This is a genomic window from Ruegeria sp. AL1 (assembly GCF_056540905.1).
Genome location: NZ_JBQFXP010000012.1, coordinates 1 through 23630 on the forward strand (window position 1 = coordinate 1; position 23630 = coordinate 23630).

Genomic DNA, 23630 nt, shown 5'->3' on the forward strand with positions numbered 1-23630 from the left:
TGACCGCAGTTCGAGAGGTCCCGCGTTAAAACCACTTTGCCCGGCAGATGACGACTTTACTTGCCGATCAGTGGGGGCAACGAATGTCGCGGCGATGAGAAAGAACTTCCTAAAGAGGAGCAAATATAACTTCACTCTTTACAATTGCATTCCGGGCTCAGAACGGTTCCGACTACATGGTCGATACAGCGCCAAAGACAACTTCACTCTTCAGACCATGTTTGGGAAATTGCCTGAACAGATGATCCTCTTTCCAACATTACGGCAAGTGCAATAAAAGCTGGTGGAGTAGCCCCCTGAAAGTGGTCCACCAACTGGGATACCCCCCCTTTAATTTTGCTCCCGAAAAAATCTGGTTACCCCCACCGGTCCCTTGGCTTAAAGGCTGCAACTTTTGATACCCCCCTCAAGGTATTAGCGCAGTAAAGCGATGACGCCGTGTAACCTGTCCTAGCCGAGCTCTTTGCCGTTCGTTGCCGTGACCCAATTGAAAAATGCAAGGTAACGAGCTGTGTCTTCGTCTTTCGGAAAGCGCGACGGGAACATGTAGTTCCCTGCTCTCCTGAGCAATTGCAGAAGCGCGGCGACGTCACCTGGCCAGTGGTTTTCAAACCAGAGCTTCCAACTCTCCAGAGCACCGCTCTCAAGGTCGGAAATCAGGAGATATGGCATCGGCAAGTTAACCACACTGCTGTCTTTTATGTTCTTTCCTTGGTTTTTATAGGGGGTGACAGCTGTGTCACCCTTGAGCGACAGCAATGTCACTTCTTGGGGTGACAGGCTGTCACCCTTTAAGTCGGGCAGGCAGATCTGATGCGCCCGGTGCGCGCACCGGACTTTGACCCGACGCAGGTACCCTGCCTGCTCCAGCATCTTGATGTAGCGCTGCACCGTTCTCTTATCGACGCCCAAACTTTTTGCCAGAGTCGCATTTTTCGGCCAACAGCGTCCCGTTTCCTTGTTCACAAAAGTATCACACAAACAGCTGGCCAATTGCTTTGCGCCGCGTGACAGGTCGGCGTCTTCATTCACCAGCCTTTTCCAGGTGAAGCGCAGCTTGCTAAACGGGGCGATGCTCTGCGGCTTTTCCATCTGCACCCACCTACACCGTGTTTTCTTCGATCCAGGAATGGATGTCCGCCAACTTATAGCGGACCAGGCGGCCGACACGCACAAAACGCGGGCCTGTCGCGCTCCCCGCCCTGCTTTCAAGAAAGCGTTTGCTGATACCAAACAGCTCTTCCACTTCCGCTCTCGACAGAAGCCTTTCATCATTGGGTTTCATGTAATTACTCCAATAGCGATCCCATTGCCTGGAGCATCACACAAACCGGCCTAGGGCGACTTGGATTGGTTTGGATACTTTTGGAGCAGTTGGGACAGCTCCTCGTTTTTTGCCCATTTGCCTTTATGATTCAGTGCCGCAGAGATCCCTTTTCTCAAACGAGAGACCCTAGCATCGATACTATTCCCCAAGATCTCACTGCCGTGTTTTTCCACGACTTTTTCAGCCGCTCGATACATCGAAATCGCAGGATCAGACAGATAAAGTTCGACTCCGAATAGAATGAATTTCTCATCAGCACGCCCGAACCCACGCTCACGCCTTTTAGGAAACTTGCTCTTATTCGACTGCGCCGCACCCATCGCAGGCGTTGCCTGACTGATATCCCGAGACGCGCTATTGATGCCTACAGTAGCACACGGCACTTGCTCTGCGCCAATGAACATCCAGGTGCAATGCCCCGGATATGGATCAGAATGTGGGTAGTTTTCTAATCCAAGATCACTTTCCGCTTTGTCGAAGCCATAAAGATAGGTCGCCCTATCGATTTCATAGTGACCACCGGTTCCAAACCCCGTGCCGGGCATCATCGGAACATATGCGCCCTCATCTGTTGGCATGAACCCAATCCAATGACCATGCGCGTGCCCGTCCTGCAAATGCCTCCAAAAGATTTGACGACATTCGTACTCTGCCCTGGCATAAGGCCGCAGGACTTGCGACAGATAGTCCTCGCTCAAGAACTCTCGATCAGGGATAGGCAGCCCCGGGCATAAATGCGCACCGCGAAGTGCTGGCCGTTTGCTTCCGGTTCCGGCAGGCGTGTCATACCGCTTTTTGAAGCTGTAGTCTTTCTCGCGCCAGTTGAGATACAGGCGCTGAGTGTGCTCTTGGTGAAGCTTTGCTGCTGCCCCAACTTGGCCTTCAATCTCCGGACGGCAGAGAGAGGCAAGCCCCCTATGCCACTGCAAGCTCTGTTCACCTAGCGCTGGCGCTAAACGCCCATTGGGACAGATCCTGTGTATGACGTCTTGAAAGGCGGCAAGATCGATCTTCGGCTCATCCAAGGCGCATGCTGCATAGTCCAGCAATATCTTATCATAGGGCTCCCGTTTGCAGCGTGGATTCCCATTTAGGTTCGTTCGCAATGGTTTTGTTGGGTCGATCTTTCTACCCTGTGACACGGAAGTGGCCTCCCCCTTGGCAATCAAATAACTGTCCGCTCCCGCCCCGAGCGAGCTTTCAGTTCTTCGCATACAGAGGCCATAGCGGGTCTGAGCGCGTCCAGGGACGGTTTCACATAACGCTGACCGGTGATCGAAAGCGGCGTGTGGTTCAGCAAACGGCCAACTATCTCTTCGAGTATCCCTGCCTCCATTGCCACTGTTGCAAAGGTTCGACGATGGGCGTGGCAGGACCATTGCATACGCTCAGGTCCCTTCAGATGACCTGTGGGGGATTTGGGTGACGGAAACACCCATTGCCGATGCAGGCCGCGCACAGGAGCCAGTATCTCGTGATGTACCTGTGAGATGGGCAGATCAAAGCTGCGCCCATTCTTGGTCATCGGCAAGTGGATGTGATCTTCATGGATCTGCTTCCATTCCAATGTCAACGCCTCGGTCTTGCGAAAGCCTGTGAACAAAAGCAGCTCGTAGAAGACCTTATGAATGGGGTTGTAGAGATCGTCCACTGTTTGACGCCAGAGGCGTAGATCACCGATGATCGCCCCTTCTGGCTTTTCTTCATACCATTCGATGCCCATCGTCGGGCTTTCCGGCAAGTCATGAATACGACGCGCATGGTTCCAGACCGTCCGGAAGTACTTCAAAAGGTGGTTTGCCGCAGATGGCGTTGCCGCCATGGATCTGTGACGCTCGACAACCATCGACTTAGTGATCTCATCCAGTGGCAAGCGCAGCCAATCTTTCAAATGCAGCTCGAACTGCTGGCGCACGCCGGACCGGTGAGCCTCAGACCGAAGCTTGGGACGGGCGAGATAGGTTTCCATGGCAGCCTCAAGCGTCGGCGTTCCTATCTGAATACGCTTGCCCGCTCCCCTGCCCCAGTCCAACGCATATCCCAGTGCTGTCTGGCGTGCAGTATCTGCAGAGATCATCGGATAGCGCCCGATTAAAACCCGTCGCGTTTGACCCCCAACATCTTTCTGAAAGTACCATGTCTTTGACTGTTTCCCGACAAAGAGAACAAGCCCCTTTATCTCGCCATCCCAGTGCTTGGCGGTGCCCCGTTTTGTCTGCGGAACCTTGCGTGCGAATGTCTCTGTGAGCTTTGGCATTTTATCGGCTTTTTGTCGGAAACGGTATGATAGCAACTGTTACCACATGATACGTGGTGAAACATATTATTGAACTAAATGAAATATATAGCAACTACACGATGCTCAGTGAAACTGAGCATCATTGCTTGGAAGGCTGAGGTAATAGCCAGTATACGACGCCCGCTCAGCGAGAGTGGTCTTAGAATACGTAAAGTAGATCGTCAAGCCGCGTTCGGGATCGAAAGAGTGCATTTTTACGGCCCCCTGCGGCGAGCGCCCACGGGGGTTTCGATACCTCATCACAAAATAGTTATCGACCGAGTTGCTGACGCAATCTGCACGGTCAGGATTGGCCGGTCGGACGGCTCGCCTCGGCTCTGCGCCATATAAAAACCTTGATCAGCGCGGGATTGACCACAAGAATGGACGGGCGTGTGTACTGTCGTGATCATTCATCTACCTGTTAACCAACTGTCACATACGCCTCTTACATGCATTCCGTGAACTACCCTCTGAAAGCCAGGAGCCATCCATGAAAGACGTAGATCCAAACACCCTTTCCCCGGACGATTGGGACGAACTGCATTTTCCCCGTCCCGAAGAAAACGACTTTGACCGCGTTGTAGAAAGCGCCATCTCGCGTCGCGGTTTCCTTGCCGGCGTCGTTGCCTTTGGCTCGGGTGCTGCTGCGATGGGCACGGGTCTGCTGAGCTCGACCTCGGCACAGGCGGCAAATGCATCGCGCTTTGCGTTCACACCGATTGCGGCGCAAACCGATGGCACCGTTCACGTGCCGGAAGGGTACGAGTGGAAGATGCTCATGCGTTGGGGCGATCCGTTGTTTTCGGATGCAGACGGGTACGACGTCACCGATGGCGGGCCTGTCGAGAAGTCCGACCGCGTCTTTGGCGAAAACACCGACGGGATGGAGACCTTTTCCTTCCAGGGTCATGAACTGATCGCGATCAACCATGAATACCCGAACGGCAAGATCAACCTGCCTGCCGCGCAGGAAGGCGTTCCGGCCAATGCCGGTGACGTTCTGAAGCTGCAGAATCTTCAGGGTGTTACCGTTATGGAAATCACTGAGGGTGCCGAGGGTTGGTCCGTGGTCAAGGACAGCCCCTTCAACCGCCGTATTCACCACAACACCCCGATGACGCTTGTCGGCCCTGCGGCCGGTCACGATCTGCTCAAGACCGAAGCCGATCCGACGGGCACATCTTCACTGGGCACCATGAACAACTGTGGTGCGGGCAAAACGCCCTGGGGAACCTACCTGACCTGCGAAGAGAACTTTAACGGCTATTTCGGCTCGTCGGACGAAAACGCCAGCTATGACCAAAAGGTTGCGGATGGCTTCAAACGATATGGTGTGAGAGCCGAAAGCTGGAATGGTTACGAACTGTTCGACCCCCGCTTCGACACCTCGAAAAACCCCAACGAGCCGCACCGGGTCGGATGGGTCGTCGAAATCGATCCGACCAAGCCCGACAGCACTCCGGTCAAGCACACCGGTCTGGGTCGTTTCAAACACGAGAATGCCGAGGTCACTTTGGCCGCCGATGGTCGTGTGGTCGTGTATATGGGCGACGATGAACGCGGCGAGTACCTGTACAAGTTTGTCTCGAACGGCACGTATCAGCCGGGCGCGGAAACTCAGAGCTTGCTGAATGACGGCACCTTGTATGTCGCCAAGTTCAACGACGACATGTCAGGCGAGTGGTTGGCGCTGACCCCTGAAACCACAGGCATGGACGCTGCAGACATTGCGATCTTCACACGTATGGCGGCCTCGAAGGCCGGCGGCACCACCATGGACCGCCCCGAATGGGTTGCCTCCAGCCCTGTTGCGGTCGAGGCCTATTGCTGCCTGACCAACAACAAGAACCGGGGCGTGAAGCCCAACGCCGGTGGCGACGACACCTCGGCCAATGGTCCGAATCCGCGCGACGCCAACAATTACGGCCAGATCGTGCGCTGGCGGCCGGCAAATGACGATCACGCCGCGACCGGCTTTGACTGGGATTTGTATGTCATGGCGGGTAACCCGACCGTGCATTCCGATGCCAATGCCGGGTCCTCGAATGTGAACGAAGGCAACCTGTTCAACTCGCCCGACGGCATGGCCATCGACTCGACGGGTCTGGTCTGGATCCAAACGGACGGCAATGACGATAACGAGGAAGACTTCGCAGGCAACGGCAACAACCAGATGCTGGTTGGTGATCCGGTCACCGGAGAAATCGTGCGTTTCATGACCGGCCCGAATGGTTGTGAAGTGACCGGGCTGGCGTGGTCCAGCGACCTGCGCACCATGTTTGTCGGCATCCAGCACCCGGGCAGCAACTGGCCCGACGGCGGAACGCCACGCTCGGCCATCATCACGATCAAGCGCGCCGATAACGGTCTGGTCGGGTAAGAAAACACACTTAAAAGCCCCCGTCCTTTCTGGTTCGGGGGCTTTTTTTGTCAAATATCCTCGCCGGGTATGTCCAACGGCCCACCTGGGGCCATCAGGTGCCGTTCGGACAGCCAGGGATTCAGTTCCAGAGCTTGTAGCAGCGCATCGCGCGCCTCATCCAGCCGTTGAAGTCCCAGTAAGGTCAGCGCCCGACCGCTGATGGCTGCAACATGATCCGGTGACAGTTCGATTGCTTTGTCCAGATCCGGCAGGGCAGCGCCAAAATCCTTTTGCAGAAAATTCGCAAAGGCGCGTTGGTTGTATCCTTCTGCATAAGCCGGGCAATAGGCGATCAGCTTGTCAAAGTCTTCAACAGCGCCCACAAAGTCTCCTGCTCTGAGGCGGGCAACCCCACGATCCAGGGCCTGTTGCGCATTGTCGTCCGGTGCATCGGTCCACAATTCCCACAACTCGCTGGATAGAACACGCGCCGCCTGTTCATCGTCCGCACCTTGTATCCGCGCGATGATCTCGGACACCTGATCCGAGTGATCCGGCGCGGCAGGGCAGTCTGCGGCGACAGCAGGAACGCTGCATGCAGCACACAGACCAAAAGCGATGGCTACGATTTTCATGCACCTATGGTGGCCCGTCTCATCCTTTCGTCAACCCACCCCATCCAACGCACCGGACAAACCAGTTTCCTTCACCGCCTCCATCGCCACGAATGTTGAGGTGCTGGCCACATGCGGCAAGGACGAGAGTTTCTCGGCCAGAACCGCGCGGTATTCTGTCATCGAGCCGGTGCGAATTTTCAGCAAGTAATCGAAATTTGATGCAATCATATGGGCTTGTTCGATCTCGGCGATTTTGCGGACCGCCGCGTTGAATTCGGCCAGCGCTTTCTCGCGCGTGTCCGTCAGGCGGACCTCGACAAAGGCGACGTGGTCAAGCCCAAGACGGATCGGATCAAGCAGCGCGCGATACCCGGTGATGATCCCTTCGGCCTCCAGTCGTTTGACCCGCGCCTGCGTAGGGGATTTCGACAAGCCGATGCGCCGGGCCAGATCCGCGATCGGGATACGCCCCTCCTCGGACAGAATCGACAGGATCGCCTGATCAAACCGATCCAGATCGGGACAGTTCATTTGCATTTCAAAACCTCAAAACTTCAGGTCATTCGCCTTTCAATGCTTCAATGTAAGACGATTGTCCCTGAAAATCGACGATATACTCTCTGAAAGCCCGGAGGACACATGACACACTGCCTGCGCACCCATATCGACACCCAAACCTATGCGGATCAGTCCGACGTTCTGGATCACCTGATCACGCAGGCCAGCCTATCCGACACGGATCGTACGGCGATCTGCGCGGCGGCGGCGCAATTGGTGCGCGACATCCGATCCAGCACATCGCCGGGCATGATGGAAGTTTTCCTGTCCGAATATGGCCTGTCGACCGACGAAGGCGTCGCCCTGATGTGTCTGGCCGAGGCGCTGCTGCGTGTCCCCGATGCCGACACCATCGACGCGCTGATCGAGGACAAGATCGCACCCTCTGATTGGGGCAGACATCTGGGTCAGTCTTCGTCCTCGCTGGTCAATGCCTCGACCTGGGCACTGATGCTGACAGGCAAGGTACTGGACGAAGCCAAGTCCTCTCCGGTCAGCGCCCTGCGTGGCGCGATTAAGCGATTGGGCGAGCCGGTGATCCGCACCGCGGTTGCGCGCGCGATGAAGGAAATGGGTCGCCAGTTCGTTCTGGGCGAGACGATACACTCGGCCATGGACCGCGCTGCCGGGATGGAAGCGAAGGGCTACACCTACTCCTACGACATGCTGGGCGAGGCCGCGCGCACCGAGGCGGATGCCGCCCGGTATCACCTGTCCTATTCCCGCGCCATTGCCGCCATCGCCGATGCGTGCACCCATGACGACATCCGCGCCAACCCGGGTATTTCCGTAAAACTGTCCGCCCTGCATGCCCGCTACGAACTTGCACAGGAACAAAGGGTCATGGAGGAGCTTGTTCCGCGTCTGCGCGCGTTGTGCCTGCTGGCAAAGGCAGCCGGGATGGGGCTGAATGTCGATGCAGAAGAAGCTGATCGCCTGTCGCTCTCTCTGCAAGTGATCGAAGACGTTATGGCCGAACCCGCACTGGCAGGTTGGGACGGGTTCGGAATCGTGGTGCAGGCTTACGGCCCACGTGCCGGGATCGTGCTGGACTCGCTGTATGACATGGCCGAACGCCACGATCGCAAGCTGATGGTCCGGCTGGTCAAAGGGGCTTATTGGGACACCGAGATCAAGCGCGCGCAGGTCGAAGGCGTCGATGGTTTTCCGGTGTTCACCCGCAAGGCGGCGACCGATATTTCCTACATCGCAAATGCGCGCAAACTGCTGAGCATGACCGATCGGATTTATCCCCAGTTTGCCACCCATAACGCCCATACGGTCAGCGCGATCCTTCACATGGCCGATGCGCAACCCTTCGAATTCCAGCGTCTGCACGGCATGGGCGAAACCTTGCATCAGCTGGTCAAGGCACAAGCCGGGACACGTTGTCGTATCTATGCGCCGGTGGGTGCGCATCGCGACCTGCTGGCTTATCTGGTGCGGCGTCTGTTGGAAAATGGCGCCAACTCGTCATTCGTGAATCAGATCGTGGACGAAGTGGTTCCGCCAGAGGAGGTGGCCGCCGATCCGTTCCGAACCATTCACGAACCACCACACCATTTGCCGACCGGTCCCCAGCTGTTCCAGCCCGAGCGCCCCAACTCGCGCGGTTTTGACCTGCGCCACACACCGACACTGGACCGGATCGATGCTGCGCGGGATGGGTTTCGTGCCCATCGCTGGAAAGCTCAACCGTTGTTGTCTGACGCGCCGACGCCCGACGCTGATCACCCGGTGATAAACCCAGCCAACCCGCAGGACAGGCCCGGTACAGTTGCCCCGGCCAGCGCGCAGGATGTGGAACTTGCACTGGCCTCGGCCACGCCATGGCAGGCCGATGCATCCAAGCGCGCGCGCGTTCTGAACACCGCAGCTGACCTTTACGAGGCGCATTTTGGCGAGATCTTTGCGCTTCTGGCCCGCGAGGCGGGGAAATCCCTGCCGGATGCGGTGGCCGAATTGCGCGAGGCGGTTGATTTCCTACGCTACTACGCGGCCAATATCCCCGACGCAAACCCGGCAGGCACGTTCACCTGCATCAGCCCGTGGAATTTTCCGCTGGCGATTTTCACCGGTCAGATTGCGGCCGCTCTGGCCACCGGCAACGCCGTTCTGGCCAAACCCGCGCCGCAAACACCTCTGATCGCGCATCGCGCGGTACAGGTGCTGCACGAGGCTGGCGTTCCGCGAGACGCGCTGCAACTGCTGCCCGGCGGGCCTGCGGTTGGGGCAGCGTTGACTTCAGACCCACGTGTGTCCGGCGTGGCGTTCACAGGTTCGACGGCCACTGCCCGGAAAATCCGAGCGGCGATGGCGGCCAACCTGCGACCCGGCACGCCCCTGATCGCCGAAACCGGCGGGTTGAATGCCATGATCATCGACAGCACAGCCTTGCCCGAACAGGCGGTTCAATCCATCATCGAAAGCGCGTTTCAATCGGCGGGTCAGCGATGCTCGGCGCTGCGCTGCCTTTACGTGCAAGAGGATATTGCAGACGACCTGCTGACGATGCTCATGGGGGCGATGGATGCGCTTCAGGTCGGCGAACCGTGGCTGATCTCGACCGACTGCGGACCGGTCATCGACCGGGACGCCTGGCACGGCATCATGGACCATATCTCGACCGCGCGGGCAGAACGACGCGTTTTGAAAGAGATGCCATCCCCGCCCGAAGGCACGTTTGTCGCGCCGACTTTGATCGAAATCACCGGCATCGCCGCGCTGGAGCGCGAGATTTTCGGCCCCGTCCTGCATGTCGCCCGGTTCAAAGCGTCCGAGATCGATCAGGTGATTGCCGACATAAACGCCACAGGATTCGGCCTGACCTTCGGGCTGCACACCCGCATCGACGACCGCGTCCAGCACATAACCGAGGCGGTTCACGCGGGCAACATCTATGTCAATCGCAACCAGATCGGGGCCATTGTGGGATCACAACCCTTCGGGGGCGAAGGGCTGTCCGGCACCGGTCCCAAGGCCGGCGGGCCGAACTATATGGCGCGGTTCTGCGCGCCGGACCGGCAAAAAACCGATGATAAATGGGAGACCACAATGCGGGATCTGCCTGCCCCGACTGGCCAACCTGCGGCCCCTCAGTCGCGCTCACTTCCCGGGCCGACCGGCGAGTCGAACCGGCTCAGCGAATTTCCCCGCGCGCCCCTGCTGTGCATGGGACCGGGACCGGATGCCACAAATGCTCAGGCCGAGGCGGTCGAGGCCCTGGGCGGCATCGCCATACGGACGACCGGCGCGCTTGATCTGCACCGGCTGGAGAACGTGACAGGCATCTCAGCTGTGCTGTGGTGGGGCGATGACGCCACCGCGCGCGAGATCGAGCTGCATCTGGCCCGCCGGGCAGGACCGATCCTGCCACTGGTTCCCGGACTGCCGGATCGCGCGCGCGTTCTGGGCGAGCGCCACGTATGCGTTGATACCACAGCCGCCGGTGGCAATGCCGCGTTGTTGGGCGGTGCGGCGTAAACGGACCTTGACGCTGAGCCGCTGAACGCCCAGCGTCGCGCCATGTTTCCGATCCGTGATCATAACCCGTCAGGGCGCACGCCCTATGTCGTCTATCTGCTGCTTGCGGCGAACATCCTGATATTTCTCAGCTACGCTTTAGAGATGGGAAATGTGCGTCTGATCGGGTGGCTTTATGACAACTTTGCCGTCATCCCCGCACGGATCACCGGCGGATACGCGTTCGAGACTCTGGTGACCTCAATGTTCCTGCATGGCGGGTGGATGCATCTGGCCGGAAACATGCTGTTTCTGTGGATTTTCGGCGACAACCTGGAAGATGAGATGGGCCACCTGCCCTTCCTGTTGTTCTATCTTGTGGCCGGGATCGGAGCGGGGCTGATTCACGTGGTCACCGGACCACATTCGACGGTCCCCACCATTGGCGCATCCGGGGCAATTGCCGGGGTGATGGGCGGCTATCTGTTGCTGTTTCCGAAGGCGCGCGTGGATATCCTGTTGATCCTGATCGTCTACTTCCGCATCTTCACCATTCCGGCCTTTATCATGCTGGGTGTCTGGCTGGGTATGCAGTTCTTTGGCAGTCTGGCCAGCGACCCAGATCAGGGCGGCGTGGCCTATTGGGCGCATACGGGTGGGTTCTTTGTCGGCCTGATCCTATGCATCCCGCTTTGGCTGCGACGCGGCGGTGTCAACTATTGGAGCCGAACCCACGGGCATCCGCCCCATCCCGAACACAAATACAAGCTGTCACATTCCCGCATCCCCCGCGTACCCCGTCGGTAACAGCCCACCGCTGAGCCGCGTGATCTCTTGCGCGGCAGTTGATACCAAAGCGCCCAGTTCCTCAGCCCGATCCGACCCGAAGCGGACCGTTGGGCCGGACACGGAAATCCCCGCGCGCGGTTCTGCCCTGTCATTGAAAATCGCCGCGCCGATACAGGACATACCCTGATACCGCTCTTCCCGGTCATGAGACCACCCGCGCGCTCGGCTCTGGGCCAGGTCGCGCTGCAACGCCGCGCCCGGAACCAGCGTGTGTTCGGTGAATGCCCTTGGCTCGGTCATGCGCAGCGCTTTGGTTTGGGCGTCCTGTGTCATCGCCGCCAGTATCGCCTTGCCCGTTCCCGACGCATACATCGGCGTCCGGGCTCCCGGCGGAAAAAACGCACGGATCGGGTTCGTCGTCTCGACCTGACCGACAAATACCACCTCGGCCCCATCAGGCACCGCCAGATTGGCGGTTTCACCACTCTCCTGCATCAGCCGCCGCAGGATGGGACGCCCCACCTCAATCACATTATTATGCCGCAGGAACGATGCCCCGGTGCGATAGGCCTCGATCCCGATCATCCAATCCTGACGCTCTTCGTCGAAGGACACAAATCCATGCTTCTGCAAGGTCACCAGAATGCGGTGCGTGGTCGCCGTAGGCACGTTTACCTCACGCGCCAGATCGCTGAGTGCGGTGCGGTCCAGACGGGCGACGGTGGTCAGAACGCCCAACGCGCGATCCAGCGATTGCATGGTCCCGGCCGAGCTTTCCTTGAACAGGGATTTGGGTCTGCCGCGCGGCCTTTTTGTTGGTTCCATCGGTCATCTGCCCCTTTTGTCCGAGAGAGTTTTTCGGTTTGCACTTTTTGTTTGAACAAGAATGAAAAACGGAAAATGCCCTGAAATCATGATCCTAATAATTAAATTACAAAAATGAAAACATTTTTCAAGAAAATTGCATCTCGGCGCGCGATCACGGACACTGATCCAAAGCGGAGGAACTTGCGATGTCCAATCAAAACCCGGTCTTCATTCCCGGTCCCACCAACATCCCTGACAGATTGCGACTGGCCATGCAGGTCCAGACACAGGACCACCGCGCGCCCGATTTCGTTGAAACCTTTGCCCCGGTCCTGGAAGACACAAAGGCGGTGTTTGGCACCACCCAAGGTCAGATCATCACTTTCCCCTCCAGCGGCACCGGCGGATGGGAGGCTGCCATCACCAACACACTCAGCCCCGGCGACACAGTACTGGTGGCCCGGTACGGTGTATTCAGCCACCGTTGGATCGATATGTGTCAGCGTCACGGTCTGGACGTGCGGATCGTCGATTGTCCCTGGGGAAGCGGCGCACCCGCTCACCAGTTTCAGGCTATCCTGACCGAGGACACAACGCATAGCATTCGCGCTGTTCTGGTCACCCACAATGAAACCGCGACAGGCGTGTGTTCAGACATCAACGCGGTACGACAGGCCATGACTGCAGCGGACCACCCGGCGATGCTGTTCGTGGATTGTGTCAGTTCTCTGGCCTCCATGCCCTTTGAGTTTGACCGGTGGGGCGTGGATATCGCGGTGTCGGGGTCGCAAAAGGGCTTCATGCTGGCCACTGGCATGGCGATCCTGTGCGTCAGCCCCAAGGCATTGGATGCGATGAAGGCAGCGAAACTGCCACGCACCTTCTTCGATTTCCGCGACATGATGGCCGCCAACACCTCGGGCGGGTTTCCCTACACCCCGCCGCTGCAACTGATCTATGGGATGCGCGAAAGCCTGAAGATGCTGTTCGAGGAAGGGTTGGACGCCGTCTATGCCCGCCATCACCGGCTGGCCGAAGGCGTCCGCCGTGCGGTTGCGGCCTGGGGGCTGGAGTTGGTCGCGGACGCGCCGGATCTCTACTCGGACACCGTCAGCGCGATCTATGTACCCGACGGGTTTGACAGCAACGTGCTGACCGATCACGCCTTTAACGCCTACGGTGTGTCCTTTGGCATCGGGCTGGGCCAGTTGAACGGCAAGGCCTTCCGGATCGGGCATCTGGGCAGTCTGACGGATGTCATGGTTCTGTCTGGACTTAGCGCCATTGAGATGGCGATGGCCGATCTGAACTATCCCATCACGCTGGGCAGCGGTGTGGCGGCAGCACAGGAATATTATCGCACCGGTCAGTCTGACCGTGCCAAAGCCGCAGCATGAGGAAGGTGAATATGTTGGATCATACCCCAGCCGACCAACTGACGATTGCGGATATGCATACCGCGCATGACCGGATCAGACCGCATATCAGGCGCACGCCTGTCATGGTATCGGATTATTTGAACCAGATGACCGGTGCGCAGCTATTCTTCAAATGCGAAAACTTTCAGGAAGCCGGTGCTTTCAAGGTCCGGGGGGCCTGCAACGCCGTGTTCGGTCTGGACGGTGCCAAGGCGGCCAAAGGTGTGTGTACTCATTCCAGCGGAAACCACGCGCTGTCCCTGTCTTACGCCGCTGGCCGTCGCGGCATCCCATGCAACGTGGTCATGCCCCGCACCGCGCCTCAGGCCAAGAAAGACGCCGTGCGCCGTTACGGCGGCATCATCACCGAGTGCGAACCATCGACCTCGTCCCGCGAGGTCACGTTTGCCGATGTGCAGGCCCGGACCGGTGGGGAATTCGTGCATCCTTATAACGATCCCAGGGTGATTGCAGGGCAGGCCACCTGTTCGGCAGAGCTTCTGGAGCAGACAGGTGGGCTGGATGCGGTGATCGCCCCGATCGGCGGCGGCGGCATGGTCTCGGGCACCTGTTTGACGGTCTCGAATCTGGCCCCGGAAACGGCGATCTATGCATCTGAACCGGAACAGGCTGACGATGCGTATCGCTCGTTCAAGGCCGGGCATATCATCGCCGATGACGCACCCAAAACTGTGGCCGACGGGTTGCTGGTGCCTTTGAAAGAGAACACATGGCATTTCGTCTCAAACCATGTGACCGATATCTTCACGGCCTCAGACGCCGAGATCATCGGGGCGATGAAGCTGATGTGGAAACATCTGCGCGTGGTGAGTGAGCCATCTTCGGCGGTGCCGCTGGCAACAATCCTGAAAAACCCGGACGTGTTTCGGGGCAAACGCGTCGGCGTTATCGTGACCGGCGGCAATGTGGATCTGGATAAGCTGCCCTGGATGGCAGCCGCAGGAGAAACAACATGAATAAATCAGCAAATTTCCACGGGCTTGAAGTCGGCTTTGACATCCCCGCCAGCATCGGCATGAAGGAAAGCGACATTCAGACCCCCTGTCTGATCCTTGATCTGGACGCGTTGGAGCGGAACATCAAGAAGATGGGCGATTATGCCAAAGCCCACGGGATGCGCCACCGGGTCCATGGCAAGATGCATAAATCCGTCGATGTCGCGAAGCTGCAGGAACAATTGGGCGGCGCGGTTGGAGTATGCTGCCAGAAAGTGTCAGAGGCCGAGGTTTTTGCCCGCGGTGGTATTCGGGACATTTTGGTCTCAAACCAGGTGCGCGACCCGGCCAAGATCGACCGTCTGGCGCGCCTGCCCTTGCTGGGGGCGCGCGCTATCGTTTGCGTGGATGATGTGGACAATGTCGCTGACCTGTCTGAAGCGGCGGTTCGGCATGACACAAAGCTTGAGGTGCTTGTGGAAATCGACTGCGGCGCGGGTCGCTGCGGTGTAACGACCACGTCTGCCGTCATCGAAATCGCCAAGGCCGTCGAAGCGGCGCCCAATCTGACGTTCACCGGTATTCAGGCCTATCAGGGCGCGATGCAGCATCTCGACAGCTACGAGGCGCGGAAAGAGAAGCTCGATACCGCAATCGCGATGGTGCGAGACGCGGTGGACGGGCTGAAATCGGAAGGCATCACATGCGAACTGGTCTCGGGCGGCGGCACGGGGTCCTATTATTTCGAAAGCAACTCGGGCGTTTACAACGAATTGCAATGCGGCTCTTACGCGTTCATGGATGCGGATTACGGGCGTATTCTGGACAAGGACGGAAAGCGGATCGATCAGGGAGAATGGGAGAACGCCCTGTTCATCCTGACCAGTGTCATGAGCCATGCCAAGGCCGACAAGGCAATCTGCGACGCAGGGCTCAAGGCGCAATCGGTCGATAGCGGCCTACCATTCATCTTTGGGCGCGATGATGTGGAATACCTCAAATGCTCGGACGAGCATGGTGTGATCGGCGACCCGGATGGCGTGCTGAAGGTTAATGACAAGCTGCGGCTGGTTCCGGGACATTGTGATCCCACCTGCAATGTCCACGACTGGTATGTCGGCGTGCGGAACGGCAAGGTTGAAACCCTGTGGCCGGTCTCGGCTCGCGGCAAGGCGTACTGAGCGATGAGGGATGCGATGGCAACGCAAGAGGGCCTGCTGATTGTAGGCGAGGACCTGTGCGAACAGCTGGTCGGGCGCGATCAGGCGTTCGACGCGGTGCAGGCGGTGTTCGGCGCGATGGCGCGCGGCGGGGCCCGGAACTTTCCCGTCATCCGCGAGGCTTTGGGCCATGCCGATGCGCTTTACGGGTTCAAATCGGGCTTTGACCGCGATGGGCAGGTGCTGGGCGTCAAATCAGGCGGGTATTGGCCCGGCAATATTGATCGCGGCCTGACCAACCATCAGTCTACCGTGTTTCTGTTTGATCCCGACAGCGGGCGTTTGTCGGCTTTGGTCGGGGGCAACTACCTGACGGCATTGCGCACAGCTGCGTCTTCGGCGGTGTCGATCGCGCATCTGGCGCGCACGGATGCCAAAGTTCTGGGCATGGTCGGCGCCGGGCATCAATCGACGTTTCAACTGCGCGCCGCCGCTGAGCAGCGCGCATTCGAAAAGGTCATCGCCTGGAACCCGCACCCCGAGATGCTGCCCCGTCTGGCCGCCGTCGCGGAAGAAATCGGGCTGGGATTCGAGGCGGTCACCCCGCAGGAACTGGGCGCGCAGGCGGATGTGATCATAACCATCACCTCGGCCTTTGAAGCGCTGTTGATGAAAGACTGGATCAAACCCGGCACGCATCTGGCCTGCATGGGGACCGACACAAAGGGCAAGCAAGAGGTCGACCCGGCGCTGGTTGCTGCGGCCAGCGTCTTTACCGATGAGGTCACGCAATCCGTCACCATTGGCGAAGCCCAGCATGCCATCGCTGACGGGTCGCTGACCGAGCAGCAAATCACCCCCATCGGTGCCGTGATCAACGGTGACCACCCGGGGCGGATGTCAGCGGACCAGATCACACTGTTTGACGGAACTGGTGTCGGCTTGCAGGATCTTGCGGTTGCAGCCGTCGCCGCTCGGCTGGCTGACGAGGCCGGGCTGGCGCAGCGGGCAATGCTCTGAGCTAAAAAAGCGCCTCGGACGGGGCGCGCTTGTGTGGTTCTCGACTGGAAATCAGTTGCGGATAACTTTGGCGAACTGGTCAAAGATCGGCTCGTTCGAACATAGCACGTTGCCGTCTTCCAGCACGTTGCCTTCGGAGTTCACGGACTGCACAAAGCCTCCGGCCTCTTTCACGATGATGATCCCCGCGGCGATGTCCCAGGCATTCAGACGGCGTTCCCAGTACCCTTCGTAACGACCGGCGGCCACATAGGCCATATCCAGCGCCGCAGCACCCCAACGACGCACACCGGCACATGCTGGCATTAGACGCGCGAGGTCCTGCAACACTTCGGGCAGGTCCGGACGGCCACCAAAAGGCAGTCCGGTTGCAAAGATCGATTCGATCATGCGGTGACGACCCGAAACGCGAATGCGGGTGTCGTTCATCCACGCGCCTTCGCCCTTTTCGGCAAAGAACATCTCGTCCTTGGCGGGGTCATAGATCACCCCGGCAACGATCTTGCCCTTGTGTTCCAGCGCAATCGAGATCGCCCAATGCGGCAGACCGTGCAGAAAGTTGGTGGTGCCGTCCAACGGATCGACAATCCAGCGCCGGGTCGGGTCTTCGCCGTCCTGACCACCGCCCTCTTCGCCCAGCCAGCCATAGGTCGGGCGGGCGCCCAGCAGTTCCTCTTTCAGGATTTCTTCGGCGGCGATATCGGCCTTGGAAACGAAATCGCCCGCGCCCTTCATTGACACCTGCAGGTTCTCGACTTCACGAAAGTCCTTGACCAGCGACCGCCCCGCCTTGCGCGCGGCTTTGATCATGATGTTGAGATTTGCACTGCCAACCATTTTCCATAGGCTCCTGTCCGGTCAAACCGCGCGTATACTGGGGCAATGCAGCCTTGCCAAGAGGAATGATGCGCATGGCAGCCTTGCGCGTTGCGCTATTCCGCCTGCAGCTTGCGTGCCTCGGTTCCAGCCAATTCGATCAGCTCCTGAACAAAGGGTTTTTCCAGATCCTCGCGACGCACCGCCGCATAGAGGCTACGGGTGACCCCGTCCTTTGTCAGCGGACGTGTCACATAGTCCGAGTTGTATTTGACCTCGCGCACAACCCAATCCGGCAGAACAGAAATGCCTCGGTTCGAGGCGACCAGCAGCAGGATCACAGCCGTCAGCTCAACCTGCCGGATGGCAGCAGGTTCGACTCGCGCGGGGATCAACAACTGGCTGAAGACGTCCAGACGCGTCCGTTCAACCGGGTAGGTAATCAATGTCTGACCGCGAAAATCCTCGGCTTCGATAAACTCTTTCTGTGCCAGCGGATGCGCCGAGGCCGCCACGAACACAGCGTCATAGTCAAACAGCTTAATGAACTCGACCCCGGGCAGGTCTTCTGGGTCCGAAGACACAACCAGATCAACCTCTTCCTTCTGCAACGCGGGCAGCGCATCAAAGGCAAGGCCCGGCCGGATATCGACATCCACATCCCCCCAGGACTTGCGGAAGGCTTCAAGCACCGGAAAAAGCCATTCGAAACAGGCATGGCATTCAATCGCGATATGCATCCGGCCCGTGCGTCCGTCGCGCAAAGATGAAAACTCCTGTTGCGCCGCTTCGACCTGCGGCAGAATCTGCTCGGCCAGCCGCAGCAGCCGCAGGCCCGCTGCCGACAGCTTCATCGGTTTCGAGCGGCGCAAAAACAGCTCGACTCCGGCCTGATCCTCAAGCCCCTTGATCTGATGGCTCAGCGCGGACTGGGTGATGTTCAACTGGTCCGCCGCGCGCGCCAGACCGCCGCATTCATGAATGGCTTTGATCGTGCGGAGATGGCGGAATTCGATGTGCATTTAATTGAACTCATGTTGTTCTTGAAGAATATGAGTTTGTCTCACAATGGATCGAATGGCACAAGAGGACATATTCAAATTCGAGAGGCGACGATGTCCAAACCTGAAATTTCATTTGAGTTCTTTCCCCCAAAGACGCTCGAGGCCTCGTTTCGCCTGTGGGATACAGTGCAGACCCTGGCCCCGCTGGAGCCTCGTTTTGTGTCGGTGACCTACGGCGCTGGCGGCACTACCCGCGAACTGACACGCGAGGCGGTGGCGACCCTGCACAAATCCTCGGGCTTGCCGGTTGCGGCGCACCTGACCTGCGTCGATGCAACCCGCGAAGAAACACTAGAAATCGCGGACACGTTTGCGAAAGCCGGAGTTCGCGACATCGTGGCCCTGCGCGGTGATCCACCAAAGGGTGAAGACCGTTTTGCTCCCCATCCCGATGGCTTTGCCAGTTCGGTCGAACTGATCTCGGCGCTGGCGGAAACCGGGCAATTCAACATCCGCGTCGGTGCTTATCCCGACATTCACCCCGAGGCCCAAAACGCGCGTACCGATGTGGATTGGCTGAAAGCAAAGCTGGACGCGGGCGCAGACGAAGCCCTGACCCAGTTCTTTTTCGAGGCCGAAACCTTCTTTCGCTTCCGCGACGCCTGCGAAAAGGCCGGGATCGACAAGCCGATCGTGCCGGGCATCCTGCCGATTGAAAACTGGAAAGGCGCCCGCAACTTTGCCCGGCGCTGTGGCACCCGAATCCCCGACTGGGTCGAAAATGCCTTTGACAAGGCGCTGCGCGATGATCGCGAAGAACTGCTGGCAACTGCACTTTGCACCGAGCTCTGCTCGGACCTGATTGAGGGCGGAGTGGACAAGCTGCATTTTTACACGCTCAACCGCCCCGAACTTACGCGGGACGTGTGTTTTGCGCTGGGCATCACCCCACGCGCCGAATTGCAGAACGTCGCCTGACATAAAGGCCTTCGGGAACGTTTATCCCGAAGGCCGAACCCGACAGGGGCGGCCCTGCGCAACATTTCCCCATTCCGCAACAATTTTTGCCCGCGCTTCGACACTGTACACGCGAGCGCGCCCAATTCCCGGTGAAATTTGACAAAACCATGGCGAAGATCAAACTGGCGTTAGTGTAATTTTTAAGAGTTTTCCGCGTTATGGAACAAATAGACAGAGTTAGGGCCCGGACCGATGCGTTGCAGGTTCTCGGCCTCGATCACAGCGCCACTGCGAACGACATTCGTGATGCCTGGCGCAAAATCGCATTTCACGGCCATCCCGATCACAAAAGCGGGGATTGCTCGGAGTTTTCCGAAGCAAAAACCGCCTATGACTTTTTGCGGAAAGAGGGGCTTACCCACAAAGCTCCTGAAACTGCGCCTTCGCCACGCCGCCCGCGTCTGAAAAAGCGTGTCATCGACATTGCCGCGGATGATATCGAAGCTTGCCGCACGCTGCTGGACCCGGACCTGGCGCTGTCGGATGACACGGGCAAGACAACTACACCCAAGAAGGGCAATTGCAGCCGAGATTCGGATCATATCCCCGAAGCCATTGGCTGTTTCGGACGCAACCTGACCTATTTCGTGCCAACGCCGGTATGTGAAGGCCCGAATCGGGTGGCTTTGCCCACGACGGTTTTGGCCAGCGACCGGCGGTCCGAAGCAGAGATACTTTCGTTCCAGTCCAAAAGCGCAGGCTCGGGCGAGATTGTCGTACCCGATGCCATCCGCGCGCGCCGGTTTCCTGGCGCCAAAAGCGTGAAAATCCGCTTTGACGCCGATCAGTTCGTCCGGGACGAATTCTGGCTGGCCAGCTGAGCAGAATTCAAACGCAAAAAACCCGGCCAGATTGGCCGGGTTTTGTTTTCCGCCAGCGGATTAGTTGCTGATCGGGCCTTTCGAGGTGAACTTTGGAATGACCGCAGTCGATGCCTTTGCGGGCTCGATACCCGGCCAGTTGCCTTCAGCCAGATTGATGTTGCCCGGGATATCTTCTTCGAAGAAGCCGACAACCACATCGGTGATGTTCAGATACAGCTTGTCGTCCACGATCCGCCACAGGTTCGGGTTTGCCGGGACCTTGCCGCCGCGCGAGACACCGTAGGCACAGTGCCCGTCATATTGCGGTGCGTAATAGGCCGGGTTCTCAAGGAACTTGTCGCGATTTTCTTCGGTCGAGAATGCCCAGGTCGATCCGTTGTACTCGGCCGTGATATCGGAGCGACCCCGCACAGCGGCCGGTTGAGCCTTGCCCACAGGTGCCTGATCCAGGCTGCGATATGCAACAACATCGTAGCCCGAGACGGCGAATCCGGTGCCATCGACATACTGGTCACCTGCAAAGGCGGGAACGGCCAGCGCCAGTGCTGCGGCGAAGGTCAGTGCAAAGCGTTTCATGTAATCGATCCTCATATCCATGCTGGTTTCGATGCACCCTGCGAAGGGGCTGACCAGAGAATAAGTGATTTTACCCCCGCGCGTAGGCCCCCTCGCGGCGCTGTGACATACAACCAGCAAACGTGAGGCAAATCCGGCGGAATGTTACAGTCTCGCCCTGTCATTCGGGGTTGGACTTTACGTTTTGCAATATTAGCTGTGATCTCAGCGGCCCAGCGCCATGGGAATTGAAAGAAAGGCACGAGATGAGCGACGACACCACCTATACCCCACCGAAGGTCTGGACCTGGGACAGCGAAAGCGGCGGACGCTTTGCTAATATCAACCGTCCGATTGCAGGGGCGACTCATGACAAAGACCTGCCTAAAGGCAAGCATCCACTGCAACTTTATTCGCTGGCCACACCCAATGGCGTCAAAGTCACCGTGATGCTCGAGGAGCTTCTTGCTTTGGGCCATGAAGATGCGGAATATGACGCCTGGCTGATCAATATCGGCGAAGGTGACCAGTTCAGTTCGGGCTTTGTCGGGGGCAATCCGAATTCCAAAATCCCGGCCTTGTGGGATCATTCGGGCGATACACCCACAAGGGTGTTTGAAAGCGCCTCGATCCTATTCCACCTGGCAGAGAAGTTCGGGGCATTCTTACCCGAAAGCGGCCCCGAGCGGACCGAGGTGATGAATTGGGTCTTCTGGCAAATGGGCAGCGCACCCTATCTGGGCGGCGGGTTTGGGCATTTCTACGCCTATGCACCGGAAAAATGGGAATACCCGATCAACCGCTTCACCATGGAAACCAAGCGACAGTTGGACGTGCTGGACCGCGAACTGGCCGAAAAGACCTATATCGCGGGCGAAGATTATACCATCGCCGATATGGCGATCTGGCCCTGGTATGGTCAGTTGGTTCTGGGGCGCCTGTACGACGCCGCCGAGTTCCTGGACGTGGAAACCTACAAGAACGTCGTGCGGTGGGCCAAAGCGATCGACGCCCGCCCCGCCGTCAGCCGTGGCCGAATGGTCAACCGCGCCTTTGGCGAACCCCATACTCAACTGCACGAGCGCCACGACGCCAGCGATTTTGAACACCGCACGCAGGACAAGCTGGAACCAGCCGACTGATAGATGGCCTTTCGTCGGTCCGGGGGCTACCTCAGGACCGGCGGCTTTGCCGGGTCCATACCCGGCGTCACGGGCTGTATCGCGGTTGGGGCGGGTTGCGGCAGATCGAACCGTAATCCGACCTTGGCCAAAAGTGCGGATGCCGGATCATCAGCATCGAAAAACCCGACATCCAGGGCTGCCGCCTCGATCCCCGAAAATGTCAGGGCTTCTGACACCGCCCGGGCCAGCGCGGGTTTCGCGGCATCGACCGCTCCGACAAAGCCAAGCAGATGACCCTGCCCGCCTGCTGCGGATTTCGTCCCAACCAGAAAGGCAGCCGTCGCCAACCCGACCGCTGTCGCAAGTTTGGTGTCCAGTGCCTGAAGCAGCGTCTCGGGCAGGTCTGAGGGTGCGTGAAACTCCGAAAGCTTTTGCTGCACTTCCTCCGGTCCGTTTTGCAACGTGCTGGCCAACCAACCCAAAGCCTCGGCCGGGATCAGCATCGAGGATGGTGCAGCGTCCAGGTTCAGTCCCAAGCCGATCCCCTGCCCGGCCAACATAGATGACAGTACCCGGCCAGACAGCGCCACATATGGAACGGGGCGACCAGCGAACCGCGCCAACCGTTCCTCCAGATCAAAGGCCAGAACGAAACGTCCGTCCGCCACCTCGAACAGCTCAGGCGAAATGTTCTCGCCCTGTGCTTCTTCGGTCAGCATCAGGAACAGTTCGCTGTCTGCCAACCTTTCGAAGAACCGCAAGCGCGCGGCATCGTCCTGAGGCGCGGCCTCCATCGCGGCATGAGCTGTGTCCAGCGCCGTCGCTTCAGTCATTCATCACCTCTTGCACCCGCGCGCGCAGAACCGGCAAAAGATCGGCCTCGAACCACGGGTTTTTCTTCAGCCAAGCCGTATTGCGCCATGACGGATGAGGCAAGGCAAAGACCCGCGGCGCATGGTCCCGCCAGCGGCTGACAGTCTCGGTCACCGGCGTTTTTGCGCCCAGATGGTACTTGTGCGCATGCCCGCCGACCAACACGGTCAGCGGAACATCTCCGATCATGTCCATCACCTTGTCATGCCAGGTCCGACCGCAGATCGGTGGCGGCGGCAAATCCGCCTTTCGTTCATTGTAGCCCGGAAAGCAGAAGGCCATCGGTACGATCGAGACCCGGGACCGATCATAAAACTGCGCCTCATCCAACCCTAACCAGTCCCGCAAACGGTCCCCGGAGGGATCAGTAAAGGGTCGCCCGGACTCGTGCACTCTGGCCCCCGGAGCCTGACCGGCAACCAGCACCCGGGCTCCGGGCTGAAACCAGACCACCGGACGCGGTTCATGTGCGGTGAAAGTTGTGGCGAATTTCTCGGAGCAAAGACGACAGGATTTGATTTCCTCGATCAGGGATGACATCGGATCCTTGGCCTTTCTCAATGGTTTGGGATCAAGATAAGGACCATTGAGTTCCGATCAAGAACCGCTTCTGCCTCCCGACGGGCAACACATCCGCGTGGCCTCACCCAATGTGCA

At 58.7% G+C, this 23630-nt stretch carries 22 protein-coding genes; 10 read left to right on the forward strand and 12 right to left on the reverse strand.

All coding sequences use genetic code 11. The annotated features are described in order from the left end of the window. Positions 1-450: 450 nt before the first annotated feature. The 4 genes from ACRZ9X_RS18050 to ACRZ9X_RS18065 form a co-directional block, all read right to left on the reverse strand. Positions 451-1092 (reverse strand): helix-turn-helix domain-containing protein, encoded by a 642-nt coding sequence (locus ACRZ9X_RS18050; protein WP_480521389.1) that lies wholly within the window; start codon positions 1090-1092, stop codon positions 451-453. A 10-nt stretch (positions 1093-1102) separates the two neighbouring features. Next, positions 1103-1285: a helix-turn-helix transcriptional regulator gene (locus ACRZ9X_RS18055; protein ID WP_480521391.1), complete on the reverse strand. Its 183-nt coding sequence runs from the start codon at positions 1283-1285 to the stop codon at positions 1103-1105. A 50-nt stretch (positions 1286-1335) separates the two neighbouring features. Next, positions 1336-2376 (reverse strand): hypothetical protein, encoded by a 1041-nt coding sequence (locus ACRZ9X_RS18060; RefSeq protein ID WP_480521393.1) that lies wholly within the window; start codon positions 2374-2376, stop codon positions 1336-1338. 116 nt (positions 2377-2492) lie between these two features. After that, complete coding sequence (locus tag ACRZ9X_RS18065; protein ID WP_480521395.1) at positions 2493-3584, reverse strand: tyrosine-type recombinase/integrase; 1092 nt, start codon at positions 3582-3584, stop codon at positions 2493-2495. Between the two features lie 514 nt (positions 3585-4098). On the opposite strand from ACRZ9X_RS18065, the gene ACRZ9X_RS18070 reads away from it, so the two are divergent. Next, positions 4099-5988, forward strand: a complete 1890-nt coding sequence (locus ACRZ9X_RS18070) for a PhoX family protein (RefSeq protein ID WP_480521397.1) — start codon at positions 4099-4101, stop codon at positions 5986-5988. Between the two features lie 50 nt (positions 5989-6038). Here ACRZ9X_RS18070 and ACRZ9X_RS18075 read toward each other — a convergent pair whose 3' ends face one another. Continuing rightward, entirely contained in the window at positions 6039-6605 is a 567-nt protein-coding gene (locus tag ACRZ9X_RS18075) for a tetratricopeptide repeat protein (RefSeq protein ID WP_480521399.1), read from the reverse strand. 30 nt (positions 6606-6635) lie between these two features. Continuing rightward, positions 6636-7124 carry an Lrp/AsnC family transcriptional regulator gene (locus tag ACRZ9X_RS18080; protein ID WP_480521401.1) on the reverse strand — a complete coding sequence of 163 codons (489 nt, stop codon included), beginning with the start codon at positions 7122-7124 and terminating at the stop codon, positions 6636-6638. 102 nt (positions 7125-7226) lie between these two features. On the opposite strand from ACRZ9X_RS18080, the gene putA reads away from it, so the two are divergent. Continuing rightward, positions 7227-10628 carry a bifunctional proline dehydrogenase/L-glutamate gamma-semialdehyde dehydrogenase PutA gene (gene putA / locus ACRZ9X_RS18085; RefSeq protein ID WP_480521403.1) on the forward strand — a complete coding sequence of 1134 codons (3402 nt, stop codon included), beginning with the start codon at positions 7227-7229 and terminating at the stop codon, positions 10626-10628. A 42-nt stretch (positions 10629-10670) separates the two neighbouring features. After that, positions 10671-11414, forward strand: a complete 744-nt coding sequence (locus ACRZ9X_RS18090; protein WP_480521405.1) for a rhomboid family intramembrane serine protease — start codon at positions 10671-10673, stop codon at positions 11412-11414. Here the strand turns inward: ACRZ9X_RS18090 and ACRZ9X_RS18095 are convergent. Next, on the reverse strand, positions 11379-12221 hold the full coding sequence (locus ACRZ9X_RS18095) for an IclR family transcriptional regulator (RefSeq protein WP_480521407.1): 843 nt from the start codon (positions 12219-12221) through the stop codon (positions 11379-11381). The two genes, ACRZ9X_RS18090 and ACRZ9X_RS18095, sit on opposite strands and share 36 nt — an antisense overlap. Positions 12222-12409: 188 nt before the next feature. On the opposite strand from ACRZ9X_RS18095, the gene bhcA reads away from it, so the two are divergent. The 4 genes from bhcA to bhcD are packed head-to-tail and all read left to right on the forward strand — an operon-like array spanning position 12410 to position 16757. Then, positions 12410-13600, forward strand: a complete 1191-nt coding sequence (gene bhcA, locus ACRZ9X_RS18100; RefSeq protein ID WP_480521409.1) for an L-aspartate--glyoxylate aminotransferase BhcA — start codon at positions 12410-12412, stop codon at positions 13598-13600. An 11-nt stretch (positions 13601-13611) separates the two neighbouring features. Then, positions 13612-14598: a beta-hydroxyaspartate dehydratase BhcB gene (gene bhcB / locus ACRZ9X_RS18105; protein ID WP_480521411.1), complete on the forward strand. Its 987-nt coding sequence runs from the start codon at positions 13612-13614 to the stop codon at positions 14596-14598. Continuing rightward, positions 14595-15758, forward strand: a complete 1164-nt coding sequence (gene bhcC / locus ACRZ9X_RS18110; RefSeq protein WP_480521413.1) for a 3-hydroxy-D-aspartate aldolase BhcC — start codon at positions 14595-14597, stop codon at positions 15756-15758. The genes bhcB and bhcC overlap by 4 nt, the downstream gene beginning before the upstream one ends. A 33-nt stretch (positions 15759-15791) precedes the next feature. Then, complete coding sequence (bhcD, locus tag ACRZ9X_RS18115; protein ID WP_480521649.1) at positions 15792-16757, forward strand: iminosuccinate reductase BhcD; 966 nt, start codon at positions 15792-15794, stop codon at positions 16755-16757. A 51-nt stretch (positions 16758-16808) separates the two neighbouring features. Here bhcD and ACRZ9X_RS18120 read toward each other — a convergent pair whose 3' ends face one another. Together ACRZ9X_RS18120 and ACRZ9X_RS18125 are read right to left on the reverse strand one after the other, a co-directional pair. Next, entirely contained in the window at positions 16809-17594 is a 786-nt protein-coding gene (locus ACRZ9X_RS18120; RefSeq protein WP_480521415.1) for an inositol monophosphatase family protein, read from the reverse strand. 95 nt (positions 17595-17689) lie between these two features. Then, positions 17690-18595: a LysR family transcriptional regulator gene (locus ACRZ9X_RS18125; RefSeq protein ID WP_480521417.1), complete on the reverse strand. Its 906-nt coding sequence runs from the start codon at positions 18593-18595 to the stop codon at positions 17690-17692. Between the two features lie 93 nt (positions 18596-18688). Between ACRZ9X_RS18125 and metF the strand changes: the two genes are divergently transcribed. After that, a complete protein-coding gene (gene metF, locus ACRZ9X_RS18130) occupies positions 18689-19555 on the forward strand; it encodes a methylenetetrahydrofolate reductase [NAD(P)H] (protein ID WP_480521419.1) in 867 nt (288 codons plus the stop codon). A 200-nt stretch (positions 19556-19755) separates the two neighbouring features. Then, positions 19756-20418, forward strand: a complete 663-nt coding sequence (locus ACRZ9X_RS18135; RefSeq protein WP_480521420.1) for a J domain-containing protein — start codon at positions 19756-19758, stop codon at positions 20416-20418. A 60-nt stretch (positions 20419-20478) separates the two neighbouring features. Here ACRZ9X_RS18135 and ACRZ9X_RS18140 read toward each other — a convergent pair whose 3' ends face one another. Continuing rightward, positions 20479-20997 (reverse strand): YHS domain-containing (seleno)protein, encoded by a 519-nt coding sequence (locus ACRZ9X_RS18140; RefSeq protein ID WP_480521422.1) that lies wholly within the window; start codon positions 20995-20997, stop codon positions 20479-20481. A 245-nt stretch (positions 20998-21242) separates the two neighbouring features. On the opposite strand from ACRZ9X_RS18140, the gene yghU reads away from it, so the two are divergent. After that, a complete protein-coding gene (yghU, locus tag ACRZ9X_RS18145; RefSeq protein ID WP_480521424.1) occupies positions 21243-22118 on the forward strand; it encodes a glutathione-dependent disulfide-bond oxidoreductase in 876 nt (291 codons plus the stop codon). Between the two features lie 26 nt (positions 22119-22144). Here yghU and ACRZ9X_RS18150 read toward each other — a convergent pair whose 3' ends face one another. Beyond that, positions 22145-22933, reverse strand: a complete 789-nt coding sequence (locus ACRZ9X_RS18150) for an SseB family protein (RefSeq protein ID WP_480521426.1) — start codon at positions 22931-22933, stop codon at positions 22145-22147. Then, on the reverse strand, positions 22926-23513 hold the full coding sequence (locus ACRZ9X_RS18155) for a uracil-DNA glycosylase family protein (protein ID WP_480521428.1): 588 nt from the start codon (positions 23511-23513) through the stop codon (positions 22926-22928). The genes ACRZ9X_RS18150 and ACRZ9X_RS18155 overlap by 8 nt, the downstream gene beginning before the upstream one ends. Positions 23514-23630 lie beyond the last annotated feature (117 nt).